The 18698-nt window shown below is 60.0% G+C and carries 17 protein-coding genes and 3 pseudogenes; 16 read left to right on the top strand and 4 right to left on the bottom strand.

The annotated features are described in order from the left end of the window. Positions 1-63: 63 nt before the first annotated feature. On the top strand, positions 64-669 hold the full coding sequence (locus MESCI2_RS0122415) for a sce7726 family protein (protein ID WP_027038520.1): 606 nt from the start codon (positions 64-66) through the stop codon (positions 667-669). Here MESCI2_RS0122415 and MESCI2_RS0122410 read toward each other — a convergent pair. From MESCI2_RS0122410 to MESCI2_RS0122400, 3 genes are read right to left on the bottom strand one after another with little or no spacing between them, the layout of a single operon-like run. Then, positions 623-1690 (bottom strand): beta family protein, encoded by a 1068-nt coding sequence (locus tag MESCI2_RS0122410; protein ID WP_032901192.1) that lies wholly within the window; start codon positions 1688-1690, stop codon positions 623-625. The two genes, MESCI2_RS0122415 and MESCI2_RS0122410, sit on opposite strands and share 47 nt — an antisense overlap. A gap of 4 nt (positions 1691-1694) precedes the next feature. After that, positions 1695-2972 (bottom strand): XRE family transcriptional regulator, encoded by a 1278-nt coding sequence (locus MESCI2_RS0122405; protein ID WP_027038518.1) that lies wholly within the window; start codon positions 2970-2972, stop codon positions 1695-1697. After that, the gene (locus tag MESCI2_RS0122400; protein WP_050596633.1) at positions 2969-3448 is read right to left on the bottom strand and encodes a DUF6932 family protein; all 480 of its coding nucleotides are present in this window, start codon (positions 3446-3448) and stop codon (positions 2969-2971) included. Before MESCI2_RS0122400 ends, MESCI2_RS0122405 begins: the two co-directional genes overlap by 4 nt. Positions 3449-3685: 237 nt before the next feature. Between MESCI2_RS0122400 and MESCI2_RS01000000135120 the strand changes: the two are divergent. The 9 genes and pseudogenes from MESCI2_RS01000000135120 to MESCI2_RS0122345 all read left to right on the top strand — a co-directional run. Then, positions 3686-3988 (top strand): annotated as a pseudogene (locus MESCI2_RS01000000135120) (cation transporter); the annotation flags it as partial. Between the two features lie 589 nt (positions 3989-4577). Continuing rightward, on the top strand, positions 4578-4907 hold the full coding sequence (locus tag MESCI2_RS01000000135115; protein ID WP_032901189.1) for a hypothetical protein: 330 nt from the start codon (positions 4578-4580) through the stop codon (positions 4905-4907). 369 nt (positions 4908-5276) lie between these two features. Next, positions 5277-5492 (top strand): antitoxin MazE family protein, encoded by a 216-nt coding sequence (locus MESCI2_RS0122385; RefSeq protein WP_027038515.1) that lies wholly within the window; start codon positions 5277-5279, stop codon positions 5490-5492. Beyond that, positions 5489-5848 (top strand): type II toxin-antitoxin system PemK/MazF family toxin, encoded by a 360-nt coding sequence (locus tag MESCI2_RS0122380; protein ID WP_027038514.1) that lies wholly within the window; start codon positions 5489-5491, stop codon positions 5846-5848. Before MESCI2_RS0122385 ends, MESCI2_RS0122380 begins: the two co-directional genes overlap by 4 nt. A gap of 59 nt (positions 5849-5907) precedes the next feature. After that, positions 5908-6418, top strand: a pseudogene (locus tag MESCI2_RS1000000137205) (recombinase family protein); the annotation flags it as partial. A gap of 161 nt (positions 6419-6579) precedes the next feature. Beyond that, on the top strand, positions 6580-7278 hold the full coding sequence (queC, locus tag MESCI2_RS0122370; protein ID WP_027038512.1) for a 7-cyano-7-deazaguanine synthase QueC: 699 nt from the start codon (positions 6580-6582) through the stop codon (positions 7276-7278). Next, positions 7278-7634 (top strand): 6-carboxytetrahydropterin synthase QueD, encoded by a 357-nt coding sequence (gene queD / locus MESCI2_RS0122365; protein WP_027038511.1) that lies wholly within the window; start codon positions 7278-7280, stop codon positions 7632-7634. The genes queC and queD overlap by 1 nt, the downstream gene beginning before the upstream one ends. Further along, positions 7631-8365 carry a 7-carboxy-7-deazaguanine synthase QueE gene (gene queE, locus MESCI2_RS0122360; protein ID WP_027038510.1) on the top strand — a complete coding sequence of 245 codons (735 nt, stop codon included), beginning with the start codon at positions 7631-7633 and terminating at the stop codon, positions 8363-8365. Before queD ends, queE begins: the two co-directional genes overlap by 4 nt. 470 nt (positions 8366-8835) lie before the next feature. Then, positions 8836-10122, top strand: coding sequence for an NAD(P)/FAD-dependent oxidoreductase (locus tag MESCI2_RS0122345; protein WP_027038509.1), 1287 nt, complete (start codon positions 8836-8838; stop codon positions 10120-10122). A gap of 337 nt (positions 10123-10459) precedes the next feature. Here the strand turns inward: MESCI2_RS0122345 and MESCI2_RS0122335 are convergent, their stop codons facing one another. Continuing rightward, positions 10460-10711 carry a DNA -binding domain-containing protein gene (locus MESCI2_RS0122335; protein ID WP_032901188.1) on the bottom strand — a complete coding sequence of 84 codons (252 nt, stop codon included), beginning with the start codon at positions 10709-10711 and terminating at the stop codon, positions 10460-10462. Positions 10712-10851: 140 nt separating this feature from the next. Between MESCI2_RS0122335 and MESCI2_RS1000000137200 the strand changes: the two genes are divergently transcribed. From MESCI2_RS1000000137200 to MESCI2_RS0122310, 6 genes and pseudogenes are all read left to right on the top strand, one after another. Further along, complete coding sequence (locus MESCI2_RS1000000137200; RefSeq protein WP_081738846.1) at positions 10852-11112, top strand: helix-turn-helix domain-containing protein; 261 nt, start codon at positions 10852-10854, stop codon at positions 11110-11112. A 621-nt stretch (positions 11113-11733) separates the two neighbouring features. Next, positions 11734-12165, top strand: a complete 432-nt coding sequence (locus tag MESCI2_RS0122325) for a c-type cytochrome (RefSeq protein WP_081738851.1) — start codon at positions 11734-11736, stop codon at positions 12163-12165. A 943-nt stretch (positions 12166-13108) separates the two neighbouring features. After that, positions 13109-15064, top strand: coding sequence for a putative bifunctional diguanylate cyclase/phosphodiesterase (locus MESCI2_RS0122320; RefSeq protein ID WP_027038506.1), 1956 nt, complete (start codon positions 13109-13111; stop codon positions 15062-15064). Between the two features lie 211 nt (positions 15065-15275). Next, a pseudogene (locus tag MESCI2_RS1000000139305) lies at positions 15276-15401 on the top strand (transposase); the annotation flags it as partial. 294 nt (positions 15402-15695) lie between these two features. After that, positions 15696-15998: a DUF982 domain-containing protein gene (locus tag MESCI2_RS1000000138030; protein ID WP_027038505.1), complete on the top strand. Its 303-nt coding sequence runs from the start codon at positions 15696-15698 to the stop codon at positions 15996-15998. A 259-nt stretch (positions 15999-16257) separates the two neighbouring features. Then, the gene (locus MESCI2_RS0122310; RefSeq protein ID WP_027038504.1) at positions 16258-18678 is read left to right on the top strand and encodes a bifunctional diguanylate cyclase/phosphodiesterase; all 2421 of its coding nucleotides are present in this window, start codon (positions 16258-16260) and stop codon (positions 18676-18678) included. The last annotated feature ends 20 nt before the right edge of the window (positions 18679-18698 follow it).

Below are 18698 nucleotides of genomic sequence, written 5' to 3'. Positions count from 1 at the left end.
GAGTCAGAATGCCACCTTGGCTTGGAGCATAACCTCCGGCAGAACATAAGCTGGAGGATAACAATGCCAGCCATGACAAAGTTGGGAACGACAGACGCAGACATTCGCTCTGCGCTACACGCCAAACGATTGCGACACGCCAAATCTCATCCCGATACGCTCGTGATCGACGAACTTGGCCTCGCGCACGCCCGAAGCCGCATCGATGTCGCCGTCATCAACGGCTGCATCCACGGCTATGAAATCAAGAGCGCCAAGGACAGCCTAGACCGGTTCGCTACGCAGATAGATATCTACCGCCAGACGCTACAAAAGCTCACACTCGTGGCCGCGCCGAAGCATGTCGCAAGCATCATGAGTCACGCTCCCGAATGGTGCGGCGTGATCGCGGCCGAGCAGGGACCAAGGGGCGGTGTCAGCTTCCATGTGTTGCGAAACTCCGTCGCCAACCCCGACATCGATCCGGTCATGATGGCGCATCTTCTCTGGCGGGATGAAGTCATCGAACTCCTGGGCCAGGCCGGATATGCGCCGAAGGACCTGCGACGGCCGAGAAGACAGCTTTACGAGATACTTTGCGAGACCATGACGCTTCGTGAGATCACCGCCTCCATCCGCGCTTTCATGGTGCAGCGCCAGACGTGGAGAGATCGTCCAGCACATGCGTGATGTGGTGGTTGATCGTAACGAACTTCCACCAGGGCTGATTGCTGGGCTTCGCCGTCCGCGCCGCACATTTGGCGATGTAGTCATCGCCGCTTGAGAAACCCGCTCCGCTGAACTTGCCGGACGCCACGATCGAATCACAGTGGTCGTGCATCTGCTCCGGATGGTCTCGGAATGCCCCGCCTTTGCGGACCTCCCACGCCGTCGACGTCGTATAGACGAGCTTGCCGGCCGACTTGATCTTGCGCATGTCCACCGGCGCGAATTCCGGATGGACGATTGTGTAGTCGCCGAAATTGGGCTGCCGCATGCCGGGAGGCAACTTGCCGAGTAGCGTTTGATAGAAGAGCCAGTCATGGCGCGGGAGCTGGTCGGCACCCTTGGCAACATCCTTGAACGTCTCCGGAATCGCCGTACCGATGACGACGAAATTGCGGAAGGCATGCAGGTCACCAAGCTTTTGCATGGCCGCAATAAGCGCGCCTGCGAAAGCATTGTAGGGCTCAAAATTCGGTGCACCGAGATCGATAACGAGGTCAACTTCGTCGAAGGATAAAGCGAGCGACGCGGTCAAAGCCTCGATGCGCGTGCGCGCATCCGGCTTCATCAGGTCCTCCAGCCGGACCGCGATGGCCGCTCCAAGGCCATCGGCCGCAACGATCCCTGCAACGGATGCGACCATGGGTGGGGAGGCATCGAGGTGAACGGCCGGCATCGCATTCGCCTGGAATTCCCGCAGGGCTTCGAACACGTATGTGAAGATGTCGCGGCCGTCCCCCATCGGTTTGCCGGAAATGGTTGGATGCACGCCAACCCACGCGGGCCGCTGCCCCCACTTGGCATTGAAGCGGGCCGCAAACGGATGGACGTGCTCCTGAACCGTCTTCTTCGGCTGCCACAACTCGAAATCGAATTCGACTTCCGGAATGGTGACATAGGGAACGGTACGGTCCTTGGCGGCGGCGGCAAGGCGGGCAAGCGCCTGGTATTCGCCCTGACGCCATCGCAGCGCCGGAACATACATATCCTCAGTCAAGATCATCGCTCGCCTCCTCTAGCTGCGAGCGCACCTGATCCCGACCAACCAAATCGTTCAGGATGGTGTAGTTGCCTCGCTCTTTCCTGATGCGCCCCGCGATGATGCTCGGATCGATGCCGATCGTCTCCGCGTCGATCTTCACCGCCTCTTCCGACAGGGCGAAGCGGGACAGACACTGATCCCACAATGCTTCCGGTATCAGCGCGTCGAGCGCGAATTTGTCGGCCTCCGCCTCGATCGCATCACCGTCATTGCCGCCTTCCTCGTCGAAGAAGTCGAAGCGCAAACCGTCGAAGAGATGCAGGAAGACGTGACCGAGCTCGTGCATTAGCACGAACCAGAAATTATCCAGTCGGTCGTATCGCAGCGTAAGGCCCACAACCGGCGTATCGCCGTCAGCAAGCATGGCTGCGCCGTCGAGATACGATCCCGAGAGGTGCCGTTCGACGATAAGCACGATGCCCTTGTCGGCCAACAGATCGCGGGCACGCTTTGGCCCGTCCTTCCGTTTCGTGAGACGCACCAACTCTGGCAGCCACCGGTCATCGAGTTCGAAGGCTCCGATCTCTTCTGCTTCAATCTTGCTACGCGCCCGCTCCAGAATGCGCGCCTGCCACGCGAGTAGCGCATATTCGTTCGGCACGTTCCCGCTGCGCATCTTCTTGCGGTGAAACGCCGTCGCAAATTGCGGTCCGGCCGCGTGCAGGAAATATTCCTTCACGCGCTTAATCGGGTTTGCGCCACGCGGCAGATCAAACCACTTGCGTTTGATCATCTCCTTGTAGGGAAGCTGACCCCAGACGATATCGTCGGCATCGCCCCACGCGAACACCGATCCGCCGGCCTGCTTCGGTCCCTCAAAACTTCCTGACGCCTTCACACCGAGCGCCTTCGAAATCTCGATCAGCCGACCAAGGCTTGCGCCCATGTAGTCGGTCGCCTCGTAGCGCTGCACCTGTTGCGGCTTCATGCCAAGTTTTTCGGCGAGGTCCGTCTGACTCATGCCGGAGGCAATTCGCGCCTGCACCAGCACGCGCGGCAATTCTTCCAGCGCATAGGTTTTCGAGAACGAGACTTGGCCGGATTTCAACAGATCGAATTCGGCAAGCTCGGCCTCGATATCGGCGATTTGGCTTTCGAGCCCATCGATCTCCGCCTGTTTGAGCCACGCCTGATCCGATGCGCGCGCCTTCGCAGCAGCAAGCGCGTCTTGCAACTTCGCTAGTTGCGCACTCGATACGCCATACTGTTTGTCGCTGTAAATCATGGCTGCACCTTCCCGGAGAGAAGTGGATCGGCCGAAAGCGGAATGGAGACGATCCCTTTCTGTTTTCCTGTGAAACGATCCAGTTGGAAAAAATCGACGAATGCCTGCCCGACATCCACGCACATCATTGAGGACGGAAAGAACTCGCCCATGAATGCCGCCTTCTGCGCTGCCCGACCGTTCGCAAATTCCAGGAACACGGGATCAAGCTTGGCCGGATCGACCCCGGTAGGGTCCCAGCATGCATCGAAGTCGCCGGGCCTCGGCTTGCCGGTCACATAGCTGCCGTCGAGATAGATCGCCGGACATCCAGCCAATCGCAACCTGCCAGAGGCGAGAACGAGGCCCTCGAAAAGCTCACGCCGCCAGGCATTCGTTGCGAAAGCAACCGCCACGTCTTTCAAACTCGCCGCGTGCACCCCGGGGGGCAGAACGGTCCACGGAGAGCCGGGCAATGGGACGAGGGCAGGAATCATGTTTACAACAATAATGTTGTAAGCACTAAAAAGCAAGCGTGGGAGGGATTGGGCACCCGGTCGCCGCCGGATTCGGCTTGGGAAACCCAAATGGAACGCCAGTGGGAAGTTCCCCCGTTGAACCGGCGGCGAATGCCTTCGCAAGGATTAGGTAGCACCCTTGGGCACGCACCAATGTCCAATGTCGCTCTTCGCCACCACCAAGCCGCCAATCCGCTCTCATCAAGAGACCGATCGGTTGAGGGACTGGTCATCGCCCGCTGGTCATGGGGATTGATCCGCGACGCCGGCGGTGTACTGCTGGACAGGGTACCGGGTGATGAAGATCTTCCCGGTGAAATCCGCGAAGCCATCGAGCGTAGCGGCGAGCGCATCACCGATTTGCACATCTGGCAAGTCGGGCCTGGCCACCACGCGGCGATCATTGCGCTAGCGTCTGTGGACCCGAATCAACCGTCGCACTACAAGGCGCGGCTGGCTAAAATCCACGGGCTCTCGCATGTTACGATCGAGGTGGAACAGGCACAACACCATTTGTAAGCCGACATCTGAGCGGACGAACTCTAGGATATGCATCAGGTTAGCAGTAGAACATATCTGCACCTCCTACCCGCGAAAATGGCACGAACAGTCCGGCCGTTCAAAACCGCTTCAGCGCCCGCGAATTGAATCGGTGCGGATCGGCGCCCGCCAAGAAGGCATCATTCTCGGCTTCACGTAAGGGCGCCGGGGCAAGCAGACGCCGCTGTGCAGACTAATTCGTGCCTTTAGTCTGCGGAGCTCTGCTAGGTCGTTGAAATGATGGCGCGCCTCACCGGGTGGTGATGAGAACTACGTTTACGCTATAGCCCTCCCTACCGGAGGGACGCGGTGGGACGGCGCCGGACCGGCTAGTCGCCGGATACGGACACGGCCCGGGGGGCGTGGGCTATCTCTCTCTGACTCCCATTGTAGCACCGCCTCTCCGGCGTCAAGGACGTGCGGTCCCCCCAATTTTGCCGCCGGACGCTTAAGCGCCCGCCAACAAAATCGGCTCCCCCGCACACCGCGTAGCGGTCGCTAAAGCGATCCTTGACCCCTCGATGCACCGGTGCGGCCTCCTTCCGCCAAAGAGCGAAAGGAGATTTCCATGACACATCGCAACACAGTCACCATCGACGGCGGCAGCGCAGAATACTGGCGGCAGCGCAAGCTGGGCTTCCGGCTCATCCGCGAGGCGGAGTGGGCGCTTTCGCGCCTGGAGCGGGCACCGATGTATCTCCACGGCGGCTATGACGAGTACGGCGACGTCATCCCCATCGAAAACCTCCGGCCATATGCCGACATGGAGGACGCGATCCTGGCGATCGAGGCGAACGAGACGGCTGTCAGCATCCTGGTCGCGCAACGCCGCACCAAGATCGGTGACTATGTCGTCAAAGCTGTGATCCGGGAGCTTGAGGATCCGGACCGCGACTAAAGTCGAGACGAGAGGCGGCATCCGCCGCCTCTCGTCCTTGTGTTGACGCGTTGGGTGACATGCCGGCCGGATCGACCGTCCGGAACGGCTGCGAAAGAGGACTATACGGCTCCAAGGCTGCACGAACGCAGCCGCAACACGCCGTCGCCGGGCGCGGGAGACTGCATGGCGCATCGGAACTCGACGAACGCAGGATCGTAGCGCAGAGCGCGACTTTTGCATTCGACTTGGCCACATCGTTCGACCGAAGCCCAGGCAGGAAGCCGATCGGGTTCGATCGGGCGCGGGCGCGCTTCCGTTGCGAGAAAATCCTGGCTGCGGGGAGAGTTGTGTGATAGGTTACATGTAACTATTGAATACGAGGCTGATATGACAACTGCACCGAAGCCGGTCCGCGTGAAGGTGCGCGAGCATCGCGAGCGGCTGCGCGCGCAGGGGCTGCGGCCGATCCAGATTTGGGTCCCGGACGTTCGCTCTTCCTCTTTCCGGGCACAGGCACATCGCCAGTCGCAGGCAGTCGCCGCCAGTACTCAGGCCCGCGAGGATCAGGACTTCATCGACGCAGTGTCGGATTGGAACGAATGAGGCGCGGCGAGGTCTGGACGGTCTCAGGCGCTAAGGACTATGCGGGCAAGCCGCGTCCCGCCGTCATCGTCCAGGACGACAGCTTCGACGCAACCGACTCGATCACGATCTGCGTCTTTACGACCGACCCCACCGACGCCCCCTTGTTCCGCCTGGTCGTGGACCCGAGCGAGCGCAACGGCCTGCGCGCGACCTGCCGACTGATGGTGGACAAAATCACCACCGTTCCGAAGGCGAAGATGGGCATGCAGATCGGGCGGCTTGATGACGAGGACATGTTGCGGCTCAATCGAGCCATGACCGTGTTCCTCGGCATGGCGGTCTCTCCCCGAACTGGAAGGGGGGAGCTCCCCTGACACGCGAACCGCGCTCCGGTCAGGCGCAAAGGACGGCAAATCGCGGCACATTGGCCATTTCGCGCGGCTATCAGGTGGTTGAGACGTTCGTAGAGGCCGGAGCCTCCGCTACCAGTGATCGCCGGCCTGAGTTCCAGCGCGTCGTCGAGGCGGCCACGTCGAAGCCCGCGCCCGCCGACGTCGCTGTGGTTCATAGCTTCTCGCGTTTCTTCCGCGACCACTTCGAGCTTGAGTTCTATGTCAGGAAACTCGCAAAGAACGGCGTCAAGCTCGTCTCCATCACGCAGGAGATGCGCGACGATCCCATGCATGCGATGATGCGCCAGATCATGGCTCTGTTCGACGAGTATCAGTCGAAGGAGAACGCCAACTTCGCGCCATGAACGAGAACGCCCGCCAGGGTTTTGGAACGGCGCGCTGCCGCCGATCGGCTATCGCATCGTCCCTGCCGAGCAGCGCGGATCGAAGACCAAGAAGAAGCTGGAGATCGATCCGCTGCACGCCGACACCGTGCGGCTGATCTACCGCGTGTTCCCCGAAGGCGAGGGCAACTCCGGCCCGATGGGAATCGGCGGCTCTCGGCGTTCGCAGTTCTGTACTGAACAGGGCCCACCGCGGCACGTCAGCGCATCAAACTCCCCCCGGGTTCACAACCTTGATTCGCGGGAGTACGGGGAGGGCAGAGAAATCTCCGGTCGCAGCCTTACCCGGTCAAAACAAGGACACCAATGATGAAGACTCTCGTCGTCTGCTCCGGCGGACTGGATTCCGTTTCCCTTGCTCACAGGCTGGCGGGGGAGCACGAGCTCGACTGCCTCCTGTCCTTCGATTACGGCCAACGGCACAGGAAGGAATTGGGCTTCGCCGCCCTCTGCGCGCAGCGACTGAACGTGCCGCACCAAATCATCGACATCGGCCAAATCGGCCGCGGTCTTTCCGGCTCCGCGCTGACCGACAGTATCGACGTGCCGGACGGCCACTACGCCGAAGACACGATGAGGGTGACGGTTGTGCCGAACCGGAATGCCATTATGCTGGCAATCGCTTTCGGTCTCGCCGCCGCACACAAGGCCGAAGCGGTGGCGACGGCGGTGCATGGCGGGGATCACTTCATCTATCCCGATTGCCGTCCGGCTTTCATCGACACTTTCCAGACGATGCAAGACCGCGCGCTGGACGGCTATGCGCGGGTTCACCTCCATGCGCCGTACCTGCATTTCAGCAAGGCGGACATCGTTTGCGACGGAGCAAAATACGGCACGCCGTTTGCGGAGACCTGGTCGTGCTACAAGGGCGGCGAGCGTCACTGCGGACGCTGCGGGACCTGCGTCGAGCGGCGCGAAGCGTTTCACCTGTCTGGGCACCCGGACCCCACCGACTACGAGGATGACGATTTCTGGCTGGTCGCGCTGCGGAGGGCGAACGCGTAATGTTCCGGATCACCAAGCAATTCCACTTCTCAGCCTCGCATCAGCTCACCTGCTTGCCGCCCGACCACCAGTGTGCGCGCCTGCACGGGCATAATTACATCGTCGAAATAGAGCTTGCGGCCAATGAATTGAACGCGCACGGCTTTGTGCGCGACTATCACGATCTGACGCCGCTCAAACGCTACATCGACGAAAGCTTCGACCATCGCCACCTCAACGACGTCCTGGATCATGAGCAAGTCACTGCGGAATACCTGGCCAGACATTTCTATGAGTGGTGCAAGGCACGCCTACCCGAAACCTCGGCCGTGCGGGTGAGCGAAACCCCGAAAACCTGGGCACAATACCGGCCATGATCGAGACCAATCCCGCAATCCGTGTGAGCGAGATCTTCGGGCCAACGATCCAGGGCGAGGGCCCGCTCATCGGTTTGCCAACTGTCTTCATCAGAACCGGCGGGTGTGACTATCGCTGTTCGTGGTGTGACACCCTTCATGCGGTCGACAATCAATTCCGCCATGAATGGAAGATGATGCCAGTCGATGCGGTCTGGCAAAGCGTCGTTGAGCTTTCCGGTACCCAGCCAGTGATGGTGTCGCTGTCCGGCGGCAATCCGGCCATTCAGCCATTGGGTGCGCTCATCGACCGAGGGCACGGTGCAGGTTACCGTTTTGCGCTGGAAACCCAAGGTTCAGTGGTCAGGGATTGGTTCGTGGATCTTGACGTGCTGGTCCTCAGCCCAAAGCCCCCGTCAAGCGAAATGAGGACCGACTGGGCTGCTATCCAGGCGTGCGTGGATGCGGCGCAGGAAAAGCCGCAAGTCGTGCTCAAGCTCGTCGTTTTCGACGAGAGTGACTACGCTTACGCGAAAGAAGCCGCCGCGCGATTTTCGCGCCTTCCTGTCTTTCTGCAACCCGGCAATCACACGCCGCCCCGTCCCGGCAACGAAGACGCGTCTGTCGACCTGGATGGAATAATAAAACGCATGCAGTGGCTGGTCGATAAGGTGACCCGTGACAGGTGGTTCGAAGCCCGCGTGCTACCGCAGCTGCACGTTCTGCTCTGGGGTAACAAGAGAGGCGTCTAGTCTGCGCCTGCTTTATGCTGGAAACTGTGCCTGCCCAGCTTCGGCTGAACGGGTGGCTCGAAACCGACGGCGCTGCCGGGCAGTTGCGGTGGTGTTCGGGCCCGAGATGGATGAGGCGTTGCTGCTTCGAACGCGAGCGTACGCCGAAGTGGCTCACCTGTGGCTCGGGACTTGGAACACCCTTGCCGCCGATTTCCGGCTCGGCCAAAAGGCCGGTTGCCGGGACCTCGAACAGTGAGAAGATCGCGGGATGAGGGTGCCCGATCCCCATGCGTTGCCCAACAGACGACAATGTCCTGGCGCTTGAAGCCGGCAAACATGGTGTTCTGATCTTCCTGCGACATGCGAACCGGGTCGAAGCCGCGACAGGATCCGCCAACCTCAACGCCTGGCGCAAACAAAACTTCACAAAGTTTTTCAAAGTTCCGGGATGAGGTCGCTTATGATGCCAACCAGAACAGGAAGATTGCATGCACAACGACACTCGTTCCCATGGACTGTGGGAATTGACCGCACCCAATGCGCCAGCCACGCAAGTTCTCCGGCGCACATGTAGACAGGACGTCGCCATCGTCGGCGGCGGTTATACGGGTCTTTCGGCAGCACTGCATCTCGCCGAAGCTGGTCTAAAGGTCAGTGTCCTTGAGGCGTTTGAGATTGGCTATGGCGCCTCGGGGCGCAATGTCGGTCTGGTCAACGCCGGCCTGTGGATGAAGCCGGAAGATGTCAAATCAAGCCTCGGCGCTCCGTTCGGCGAGCGGGTGCTTCAGCTTCTCGGCAACGGACCTGCCGAAGTCTGGTCGCTTATCGACAAGCACGGCATCGACTGTGACGCTGTGAGGAACGGCACACTTCATTGCGCAGTCGGCGCGTCCGGTCTCAAAGATCTGAAAGAACGCGAAGAACAGTGGCAAATCAGAGGCGCCCCCGTTCACCTTCTGAATGCGGAGGAGACCGCGGAACGAACCGGTACGAGAGCTTACTCGGGGTCGCTTCTCGACACCCGTGCCGGGACCATTCAGCCACTTGGCTACGCGCGGGGACTTGCTCGCGCTGCCATGGCCGCTGGAGCCAAGGTCTATAGATCAAGCCCGGTCACGGGTGCCGAGCGATCCAAGGGCAAAAGATGGACGGTTCGCACTGAGTTCGGAGCCGTCGAGGCAGACTGGATCATAGTGGCGACGGATGCCTATACCAACGTGCCATGGCCAGAGATTAGACGCGAGCAGATATCTGTTCCCTACTTCAATTTCGCGACCAAGCCACTTTCTCGCGAACTGCAGACGTCGATACTTCCCGGCCGCGAGGGCTGCTGGGACACCAGGGAAGTCTTGATTTCTTATCGATTGGACCGCGAACGGCGGCTTGTATTCGGCAGTGTCGGCGCCCTCCGGGGCACCGGCGCCAGCATCCACCGTGCGTGGGCCACTCGCGCGGCGCGTAAGCTCTTTCCGCAGATCGGGCGGGTTCGGTTTGAAGCCGCGTGGTATGGCATGATAGGGATGACGCGCGATCATCTGCCTCGTTTCCATCGCTTCGCACCACGCGTAGTCGGCATCTGCGGATACAATGGCCGTGGTATTTCACCGGGCACCGCCTTCGGACGTGTGCTCGCCGATCACATTCTCGGGACAGTGCCGGATTCGGATTTGCCTCTTCCCGTCAGCATGCCTGAAGTGCCGCGTCTGCGGGCGCTGCAGGAAAGCTACTACGCCGTGGGCGCCCAACTGGCCCATTTCGTCGGCGCCCGCATCTGATCCGGAAAACCCATGTGTTCAGTTCAACAAGCCTAGCAGCGGGTTGATGCATCGCCGCTGGTCGCGGAGTGCCGCATTGTCATTTTCCACGCGGACGATTGGCCCGAGCGCTTGTTTTGGCGCCGGTCGACTTTCGTCCGCTTGATGGCTCGCTCGCGGAGCATGACATTGCAATCGCTGAAGCACTGATCGGCGCGGGCCGTATGCATGGCAACTGGACCAGCCCCGGCGATCAACTGCGCGACCGCCGCATCCGTCGCGCCGTCCCACGGTCATACGTTCATGAATGGCGATGTTGGACTTCCTTGCCCGGAACCTCGAGGCTGCGGGTTGTGCGTCAGCCGGCGAACAGTTCCTTGTAGCCCGTCGTCACAATCCAGTTCGCCCGATCGATATGGCTGCGAAGCGCCTTGCGGGCACGGACTGGATCAACAACCGGGTCGATTCCGAGAATGAGAGCGGCCATCTCCTCTTCGCTGGCATTGTCGGCACAGGCGTCCAGGATCCGCAGGTATACCGTGAAATGCTCCTTGTCATAACTGGTGAGGCTGTCTGACCAGGGGACGTCGTCAGCAATATCTGGCTTCATGTGCTTTTTTGGCTGTTGGATCTCGATTCCTTGGCGAGTTCGCTATCGGCCTGGCTGAGCCTTCGCCGATGGGGGTTCTTATATCGAATAGGAACGATCATTCCTAGAACGATGATTCCTTTTCAGCGCCTATTTCGGGCGTGGATCTCAAAGAGGTCATGGCGGTCAACATGCGTCGTTTGCGCCATGAACAGGATCTGACGCAGGAAGAGCTGGCTGCACGGGCGGATCTCAGCATGCGCTATGTGGGCTCGATCGAGCGTGCCCGCGTTTCGGCGAGCGTCAGCGTGCTCGGAAGGCTTGCGCAGGCATTCAGCGTCGATCCCTGCGAGCTTATAAAACCGCAACGCAAGCCTCGGCATTCGCGGTCAGCTTCTTTAAGAAATCCAGCCAACTCCTAAGCACGCTCGTAGCCCGTGACTGGCGAGCTCGCAGCTGTTCGGCTGACGGCGCAAGGCGGTCAAGAGCGGTGCGGGCAGGCCGCATCGGGGCTCGGCTCGGCTTTGTCGAGGTCACGCCGACAGTATCTGGGTCGGTGCAGATCGAGCCGGACGGCGTAGTCATTCGCGCGGTGCCGATATCAGGCGAGGCTTTTTCGGCTGGCACAAGCTTTGCAAAGCGTTGTGAAACATCTCGCTCCAATAGGAGGCATGCGTGGATCGCTGCAACAAGCTGGCCGACCGTCCCCGTCAATTTCGAAGAAGAGAATACCTGTCGAACAGCCGGCAGCTTAGGCGACCTGAAGCCTAGCGGACTGCTCGACTTCAGTTAGCACGACGGTATCAGGCGGCGCGGGAGCGCATGGCTACATTGTCAGGTTCTCGACCATTTGCTCGCAGCAAGATTCCCATCGAACTGCAAACCGACAATTGCCCCGGTGAGCTGCTCACATGACGCTGATTCCTGAGGCGTCGACGGCCAAACATTCCACAATACGTGCTTCGCATGGATGCCAAGGCAAAATCTAAACCGAGGAAGTGATGAGAGCTCCTTTGGCGCAACTTAATATGGAGGATCGGATCATGGCTTACAAAAACACGGGCCGCCCGCCGTATGTTCATTCGGGGAGTTCCTGGGTGAAACGTCTGTCGATCGGCGCCGGCGTAGCTTTGGCGCTACTGCCTCGGATCGCCCAGGCACAGGATATCGAGGCCGGCAAGGCGCTCTTCAAAAAGTGCGCCGGCTGCCACAACGCTGACACCGATTCGAACAAAGTCGGACCAACCTTGAAAGGTGTCGTGGCCCGAACAGCGGGTTCGGTCCCTGGCTATTTGTATTCGAAAGCCATGAGGGATGCGGGTGCAGCGGGCCTCGTATGGGACGAGCCGAACCTGACGGAATATCTGGCCAACCCCAAGGCGAAGGTGCCGACGAACAAAATGGGTTTCCCTGGCCTTGCCAATCCCGACGACATCAAAAACGTCATCGCCTATCTCAAGAGTGTGTCAGGTTAGAAAACGTGGTTGCGAGAACAACCGCAAGCAGTGATCGTGTTTCAGCCGCAAAGCCCCGTTTTGAGAACCGACTGCTCGGCCGGGCGGGTTGGCGGAAGCCCCAGTCGAGACGGCGAAGGCGAAAGTGGTCGCGCTTGCAACCATTTCGCACCGCGTCCAAGCGGCAAGCCGCGCGCGCTGATGCTTAACGTCGCGGCGGGAACGCTCCAGTTCCCGGCCCGAATGGTGTCGACGCACTGGTCGCGGGCGAAATGCTTTTGGCACTTTCGCCGAGGGTGATGCCTCTTGCTGGGGCGGCCGTATCTCGCCATGAACGACTCTCGTTCTTATGGAGAAGAGCGGACGGCCAAGGGGTCTGGCGGGCCAACACAAAAGTTTAGCGAGCCCCTTGGGTTCTGCAACTGTTCTGCATATTAGCAAAATGAGATATCCGGTTCGGGTGGACCGGCTTTGCGTTTACACGTGCTGATTTTGGTTCCGGCTCGGGAATCGCCGGCCTCCAGCAGGGCAGCTCGAATGTCGGCAACAGATTCGACGGCTACAGCGTTGCCTGCCTCGCAACATTGATTGCCGCCACTGCGCTCGGACTTGTGAAGGAACCGCTACCGCCCAGTAGGCGGCGCTCCTTTTGTGCAGACGCGGATAGATAGGACATCGCGGCCGTGAAGCCAGCGACCGGATTAGAGCGACGTGGGCCTCAGAAGGCAACAAGGACAAGTCCTCCGCGTCGATCGGCAACAGACTTCAGGCAGAATTGGTGGGCTTGCGTGGCGACATTCCGGATAGGGAGCATCATGTGTTTCACTATCTTCGAATTCCGAAGTCCTTTGGTTTTCCAAACTGGGGTTGTCAAATTTTCGGTTGAAATTTACTTTTTTGCGAATTGTTCCGTGTTAGGAGACCACCACGCAGCTACTACTCTAGCGCGGGGAGTGAAAGAGTGATGCAGCGTCTGTCGGCCACAAGGTTCGGAGACCTTCTGGCGGGAGATTTGCGTGTTTTTGGCGGGCCTTCGACGATCGAACCGCTTGCCGGCCGGATCAGGGCGGAGCAGGTCAGTATCGTGCTTCGCAACACGCTTCTTGGCATGGTTGCGAACATACTCAATGCGGCCACTTTTGTCATGGCGGTTTGGGGCTCGCCCAACCAAACCAAAGCCATCCTCTGGGCGAGTGTCATCATCATCGCCGCTGGTTTCGTCGGCCTCAGAGCGAGATCATCATTTCAGTCCGTCAAGCCAAGATCGGTGTCTCGCCGGACAACGCAAAACCTGGTGCGCAATGCCTTCCTGTTCGGTACTTGGTGGGGCGCACTTCCCGTTCTGTTCTTCGGTGGGGCAACAAGTGCCGCCCAGGTCGTCATTACCTGCCTGAGCGCGGGGATGATCGCGGGCGGCGCCGCGTCCTTTTACACGATTCCTATTGCGGCCATCGCATATACGCTACCGATCTTCGTCGGCTCGGCCGTTGCGATCGTGTGGGTTGAAGGCGCCGTCAATCTGCCCGTGGCCATCCTGATGGTGAGCTACGCCATCACGCTGTTTCGTGCTGTGCTTGCTCACGCGTTCGAATTTACCCAACGCTTTATTCTGCAGGCGGAAAGCGAAAATGCCATTCGCAGGGATGTTCTAACGAGACTGCCGAACCGGTTCAGCTTCAACGAGCGGCTGGAGAACGCGTTGGCGGACGCAAAGCAGTTTGACCAGCACTGTGCGTTGCTTTTGTTCGATCTTAACAATTTTGCCCAGGTGAATGATCGCCTTGGCCGAGCCATGGCGGATGCCCTTTTGGTCGAAGTGGCTGCGCGACTTCGGAGATCGACGCGGGAAAGCGATGGCATTGCCAGATTGGAGGGCGGCGAATTTGCAATAATTGCTACGCGCGATGTCAGGCCAGATCAAATCAGGTTTGTGGCCAAACAGATCGTAGATGCCATGCGCGCGCCCTTCCTGATCGAAGGGCGTGAAATATATTGCAGGGCCTCTATCGGTATCGCTTTGGCGCCCGCCGACGGTTTGGATGCCAACCAGCTCCTGCGGTGCGTCGACACCGCGCTACACAGGGCCAAGACGCTGGGGATGGGTTGTTCCATCCAGTTTTTCAGCGCGAACGACGATGAAGCTGCCACAAGGCGCCATCTCCTCGAACGCGATCTGACGTCTGCCCTGGCCAATGACCAGCTCTGGCTCGCATTTCAACCCTTTCTCGACCTCGGGAGCGATCGCATCCGAGGTTATGAAGCGCTTCTGCGGTGGCAGCATCCGACCCTTGGCCCTATCCCTCCATCGGAGTTCATCCCCATCGCTGAACAAACGGGGTTGATTCACGCCATCGGTCACTGGGCTGTCAAAACGGCTTGTTTGGCGGCTGCGCGCTGGCCGCGCGACTTGCGGGTCTCCGTCAACTTCTCGGTAGTGCAGCTCAAGAACAAGGCCTTGCTGGATGCCATTGTAGAAACGCTGGCTGAAGCCGGTTTGGAGCCCCGAAGACTAGAAGTCGAAATTACAGAAAATGTGCTGATTTCGAATTTTGAGGAAACGATCTGTTTGTTGCAATCGTTGAGTTCGTTATCGGTAACAGTTGCTCTTGATGATTTTGGCACCGGCTATTCCTCACTCACTTACCTTCGCAAATTGCCTCTTTCGCGGCTCAAGATCGACCGATCTTTTGTCCAGGATATGCTCACAGACGCGGACTGCTCCGCGATTGTAAAGTCATTGGTTGAGTTGGCGCATGAGCTTCGAATTGAGGTAACGGCCGAAGGCGTGGAAACTCTCGACCAGCTCGATTATCTGCGCCGCGTCGGATGTGATGAAGCTCAAGGCTATCTAATCGGCAAGCCTGGCCGGATTGACGACATTCCTGCCATTGCTGCAAGGCAGTTTGGGGTCGGGAGCTAGGGACTTGACTGGCAGGACCGGCGCCTTGGCGGCGATGGTCTTGCTCTCGACGAGACGGCCGCCTTGCTCAGCCAATGCATGTCGCCCAGAACTGTGCAGCGGTTGTGGGACCACGATATCCATCAACAAAGGCTTGAAGCGCGTCGCCTGAATTCGTTTCAGCGCGGCGCGTTTGGGCTGAACGCCGCAATCCGAGTGCAAGCACTGGGAGCTGCAGTCTGACAAAGGGCTTTGGTCAAGCCGGAGCTGGTCTCGAGAGGAGAAGGAACAACTGGTCGCAGCGACATTTGAGGCCGAAATCAGTGTTTCGGAGATCGCGCGATCGGCCGGCATTCATATGCGCCGGCTTTCCGGAGAGATCGGAGCCGCCTCGCGCGGGTCAACGCCGGAGGATACAACAAACCCTTCGTCCGCAATGGTCGGAACGATGTCGATTTTTTTGCCACCTGGTCAGCCGCTCTTGCAGCAGAATGTCTGGTACTCGGCCTACTGCCCTACCGGGGGGCATCATCACGCCGCTGGTTTCCTCTTGAACCGTCATTGCCCTGACAACACATTATGCGACGGTCCGCGGGTGTTGAGACAAGGCCCTGTTGGCGCAAACCACTGTTCAGCAGGTTGGGAGGAACAAATGAACCCTGAGGCGTTCAGCAGCCCGGTTTTCGTGAAGCGTGCAACCTACATCGTGCAGGAGATTGCCGGCCTTGCGGACGCGATCGATTTCCTCAACGAATGGCCAGAAGATGACAGAGACCTGATCCACGAAGCCGCCCTCAAGGCATGCTATGATGTATGCGATGGGCGAAAGCCTGGAGGCGTCGCACGCAACGCGTTTCTCGGTTTTGCAAAACGGGCCGGCATATTGGAAGATTCAACCTCCGCCATGCAGTGGCTCGCTGCCTGCAAGTCGGGCAGCGGAAAAGTGCGAGCCTAGGCCGTCGGCGACGCATGCGATGCTGGCGCGGGCACATCGAGAGGCATCGCGCCATTTCGCGATCGCGGCCGAAATTGGCTTGAGAACAAGACGAACTTTGCCCATGCCGCATAAATGCCTTTGAGGGCGCAGGGATAAGCGGCTTGAGCGGATTTGACAGACGCGATGATTCAAAGCGGATTTCCCGCTTAAGCGCTTTATTCAAGTTTTGACCGTAGACTTCTCCCCAGCGGGTGATCATCCTGCTTGGGGGAAGAGCATGTTGAAAGTCTATACCTGCATTGCGACGCAGCATGATTTGCGTCTGGTTGCGCTGGCGGCTTTTATCTGCACCCTGGCCTCCTTCACGGCGGTGAATCTCCTCCACCATGTCGAACGCAGTCAAAGCGAGATGCGACGGATCTGGCTAGCGGTCGCCGCGGTCGCCACTGGCTTCGGCATCTGGGCGACGCATTTCATAGCCATGTTGGCCTTCCAGCCCGCCGTACCGAGCGGCTACAACGTCGCTTTGACGATCATCTCATTACTGGCCGCGATCGCTTTGACCGGCACGGGTCTCACCATCGGCATCTCGCCACGCATTCCCCGCGGACGCTGGATCGGCGGTGCAATCGTGGGGGGCGGCATCGCGGTGATGCACTACACTGGCATGGCCGCATTCGAGATCGCGGGCCGCGTCGTCTGGGATGTACCGCTCGTCGCCGCCTCAATCATTCTTGGTGGCCTGTTCGGTGCGGCCGCATTGCCGGTTGCCCTTCACGCCAACACGCTCAAGTGGAAGGCGCTCGGCGCCCTCGTGCTGACGGTCGCGATCTGCAGCCACCATTTCACCGCGATGGGCGCGGCCGCAATCATGCCAGACCCGCGCATTGTCGTTTCCGCAACGGCGTTGCCCGCCGACTGGATGGCGGCTGGCGTAGCCCTCGTCTCGATCGTCATTGTCCTTTTGGCCATCATCGGCCTCGCCCTCGATGTGCGTGATCTCCGTCGCGCCGGCGAGATAGCGCGTATGCAGGAGCTGGTCGACGCGGCCGTCGAGGGGCTGATCGTGTGCAACGAAACCGAGATCGTGGCTGCCAATCGCAGTTTCTGCGCGCTTGCCTGCGTCGACGGCTTGCAACCGGTCGGACGCCCGCTCACGTCCTTCTTTCCCACGGCTTCCCTAGGCGAACTCACGGGCACCGCGCAAAGGCCGCTGGAGGTGGAGCTATGCGCGACGGACGGCACCCTGGTGCCGGTGGAGCTGATCCGGCACACCATCCTTTATGCCGGCAAGCCGCATCAGGTGTTTGCCGTGCGCGATATCCGCGGGCGCAAGCGGGCGGAGGAGGAAATTCACTTCCTTGCCCACCACGATCCCCTGACCAAGCTTCCGAACCGCACGAGCTTCAACGAAAAGCTGGACGCCGAGCTTACGGCACATCTCGACACTGAGCGGTGTCTTGCCGTCCTCTTCCTCGATCTCGACCGTTTCAAGGAGATCAACGACCTCTTCGGCCATCTTGTCGGAGACGCCGTGCTGCAGTGTGTGGCCGACAAGATCAGAAGCGTCCTCAAGCCAGGGCAGATGGTTGCGCGCTTGGGCGGCGACGAGTTCGCTGTGATCGTTCCCGGTCTGCCGAGCGCCGCCTATGCGACGCGCACCGCTGACGCCATCTTGGACGCATTCAATGACGCAGGCGCTAACCTGCCGGCCGGCGTCACCATCGGGACCAGCCTCGGCATCGCCGTGTTTCCAAAGGATGCGCCCGATCGGGAGACGCTCCTGAGCCATGCCGACGCAGCTCTTTATGAGGCCAAAATGCAGGGGCGCGGCCTTTATCGCGTTTTCGAGCCGTCCATGGGCGAGCATCTGCGCGATCGTCGCCAGTTCGAGCACGACATCCGCCACGCCATCTCGCGCAAGCAACTGCGCCTCGTCTATCAACCGCAGGCGGAACTCCTGTCCAACGAGATCTTCGGTTTCGAAGCGCTGCTGCGGTGGGATCATCCGGACCGCGGAGCCGTTCCGCCGGCGGTGTTCATCCCGATCGCGGAGGAGTGTGGCGCCATTCTGAAGATCGGTGAATGGGTGCTGCGCACCGCCTGCGCCGAAGCGGCAAGCTGGCAACAACCGCTGGCAATCAGCGTCAACGTTTCGGCCATGCAACTCCACGGCGGGAATTTGCCGGAACTGGTCGGGGCAGTGTTGAAACAGACCGGTCTCGATCCGTGCCGCCTGGAGCTGGAAATCACCGAATCTTGCATGATCAAGGACATGGGGCGCGCGCTCACCGCGCTGCGCCAGCTCAAAAGCCTTGGGGTCCAAATCGCCATGGACGATTTTGGCACCGGCTACTCGTCGCTGTCGAATTTGCGCGCTTTCCCGTTCGACAAGATCAAAGTCGACCAGTCTCTTATCCGGACGGTGGATACCAGCGATGAGGCGGCTGCCGTCATGCGTGCGGTCTTTGGGCTGGCTCGGGGTCTCAAGCTCCCGGTCCTGGCTGAGGGCGTTGAAACGGACGCGGAACTGACCTTTCTTCGGGGAGAAGCCTGTGATGCGATCCAGGGTTATCTTCTCGGCCGACCTTGCCCGATTTCCGACTTCGCTCAGCACACGATCGGCAATGGTCGGGCAGCCGCTTCCCGGCGGCTGGGCAACCACGAACTGCGCGTGATCAACAACAGCGCGGCCTAGGGCGCAAGCGGGTCGCCTGC

Source organism: Mesorhizobium ciceri WSM4083, assembly GCF_000519305.1.
Taxonomy (GTDB): domain Bacteria; phylum Pseudomonadota; class Alphaproteobacteria; order Rhizobiales; family Rhizobiaceae; genus Mesorhizobium; species Mesorhizobium ciceri_B.
The sequence above is the reverse complement of the archived record's forward strand: the minus strand, read 5'-3'. Positions and strand labels throughout refer to the sequence as shown.

What these genes read in the sequence shown, in the direction of transcription:
- MESCI2_RS0122310 (WP_027038504.1), top strand. Translation starts at nt 16,258, where the DNA reads ATGTTGAAAGTCTATACCTGCATTGCGACGCAGCATGATTTGCGTCTG.
- MESCI2_RS0122380 (WP_027038514.1), top strand. Translation starts at nt 5,489, where the DNA reads ATGAGGCGCGGCGAGGTCTGGACGGTCTCAGGCGCTAAGGACTATGCG.
- MESCI2_RS0122400 (WP_050596633.1), bottom strand. Translation starts at nt 3,448, where the DNA reads ATGATTCCTGCCCTCGTCCCATTGCCCGGCTCTCCGTGGACCGTTCTG.
- queE (WP_027038510.1), top strand. Translation starts at nt 7,631, where the DNA reads ATGATCGAGACCAATCCCGCAATCCGTGTGAGCGAGATCTTCGGGCCA.
- MESCI2_RS0122405 (WP_027038518.1), bottom strand. Translation starts at nt 2,972, where the DNA reads ATGATTTACAGCGACAAACAGTATGGCGTATCGAGTGCGCAACTAGCG.
- MESCI2_RS01000000135115 (WP_032901189.1), top strand. Translation starts at nt 4,578, where the DNA reads ATGACACATCGCAACACAGTCACCATCGACGGCGGCAGCGCAGAATAC.
- queD (WP_027038511.1), top strand. Translation starts at nt 7,278, where the DNA reads ATGTTCCGGATCACCAAGCAATTCCACTTCTCAGCCTCGCATCAGCTC.
- MESCI2_RS1000000138030 (WP_027038505.1), top strand. Translation starts at nt 15,696, where the DNA reads ATGAACCCTGAGGCGTTCAGCAGCCCGGTTTTCGTGAAGCGTGCAACC.
- MESCI2_RS0122410 (WP_032901192.1), bottom strand. Translation starts at nt 1,690, where the DNA reads ATGTATGTTCCGGCGCTGCGATGGCGTCAGGGCGAATACCAGGCGCTT.
- MESCI2_RS0122385 (WP_027038515.1), top strand. Translation starts at nt 5,277, where the DNA reads ATGACAACTGCACCGAAGCCGGTCCGCGTGAAGGTGCGCGAGCATCGC.
- MESCI2_RS0122320 (WP_027038506.1), top strand. Translation starts at nt 13,109, where the DNA reads ATGCAGCGTCTGTCGGCCACAAGGTTCGGAGACCTTCTGGCGGGAGAT.
- MESCI2_RS0122415 (WP_027038520.1), top strand. Translation starts at nt 64, where the DNA reads ATGCCAGCCATGACAAAGTTGGGAACGACAGACGCAGACATTCGCTCT.
- queC (WP_027038512.1), top strand. Translation starts at nt 6,580, where the DNA reads ATGAAGACTCTCGTCGTCTGCTCCGGCGGACTGGATTCCGTTTCCCTT.
- MESCI2_RS0122335 (WP_032901188.1), bottom strand. Translation starts at nt 10,711, where the DNA reads ATGAAGCCAGATATTGCTGACGACGTCCCCTGGTCAGACAGCCTCACC.
- MESCI2_RS0122345 (WP_027038509.1), top strand. Translation starts at nt 8,836, where the DNA reads ATGCACAACGACACTCGTTCCCATGGACTGTGGGAATTGACCGCACCC.
- MESCI2_RS0122325 (WP_081738851.1), top strand. Translation starts at nt 11,734, where the DNA reads ATGGCTTACAAAAACACGGGCCGCCCGCCGTATGTTCATTCGGGGAGT.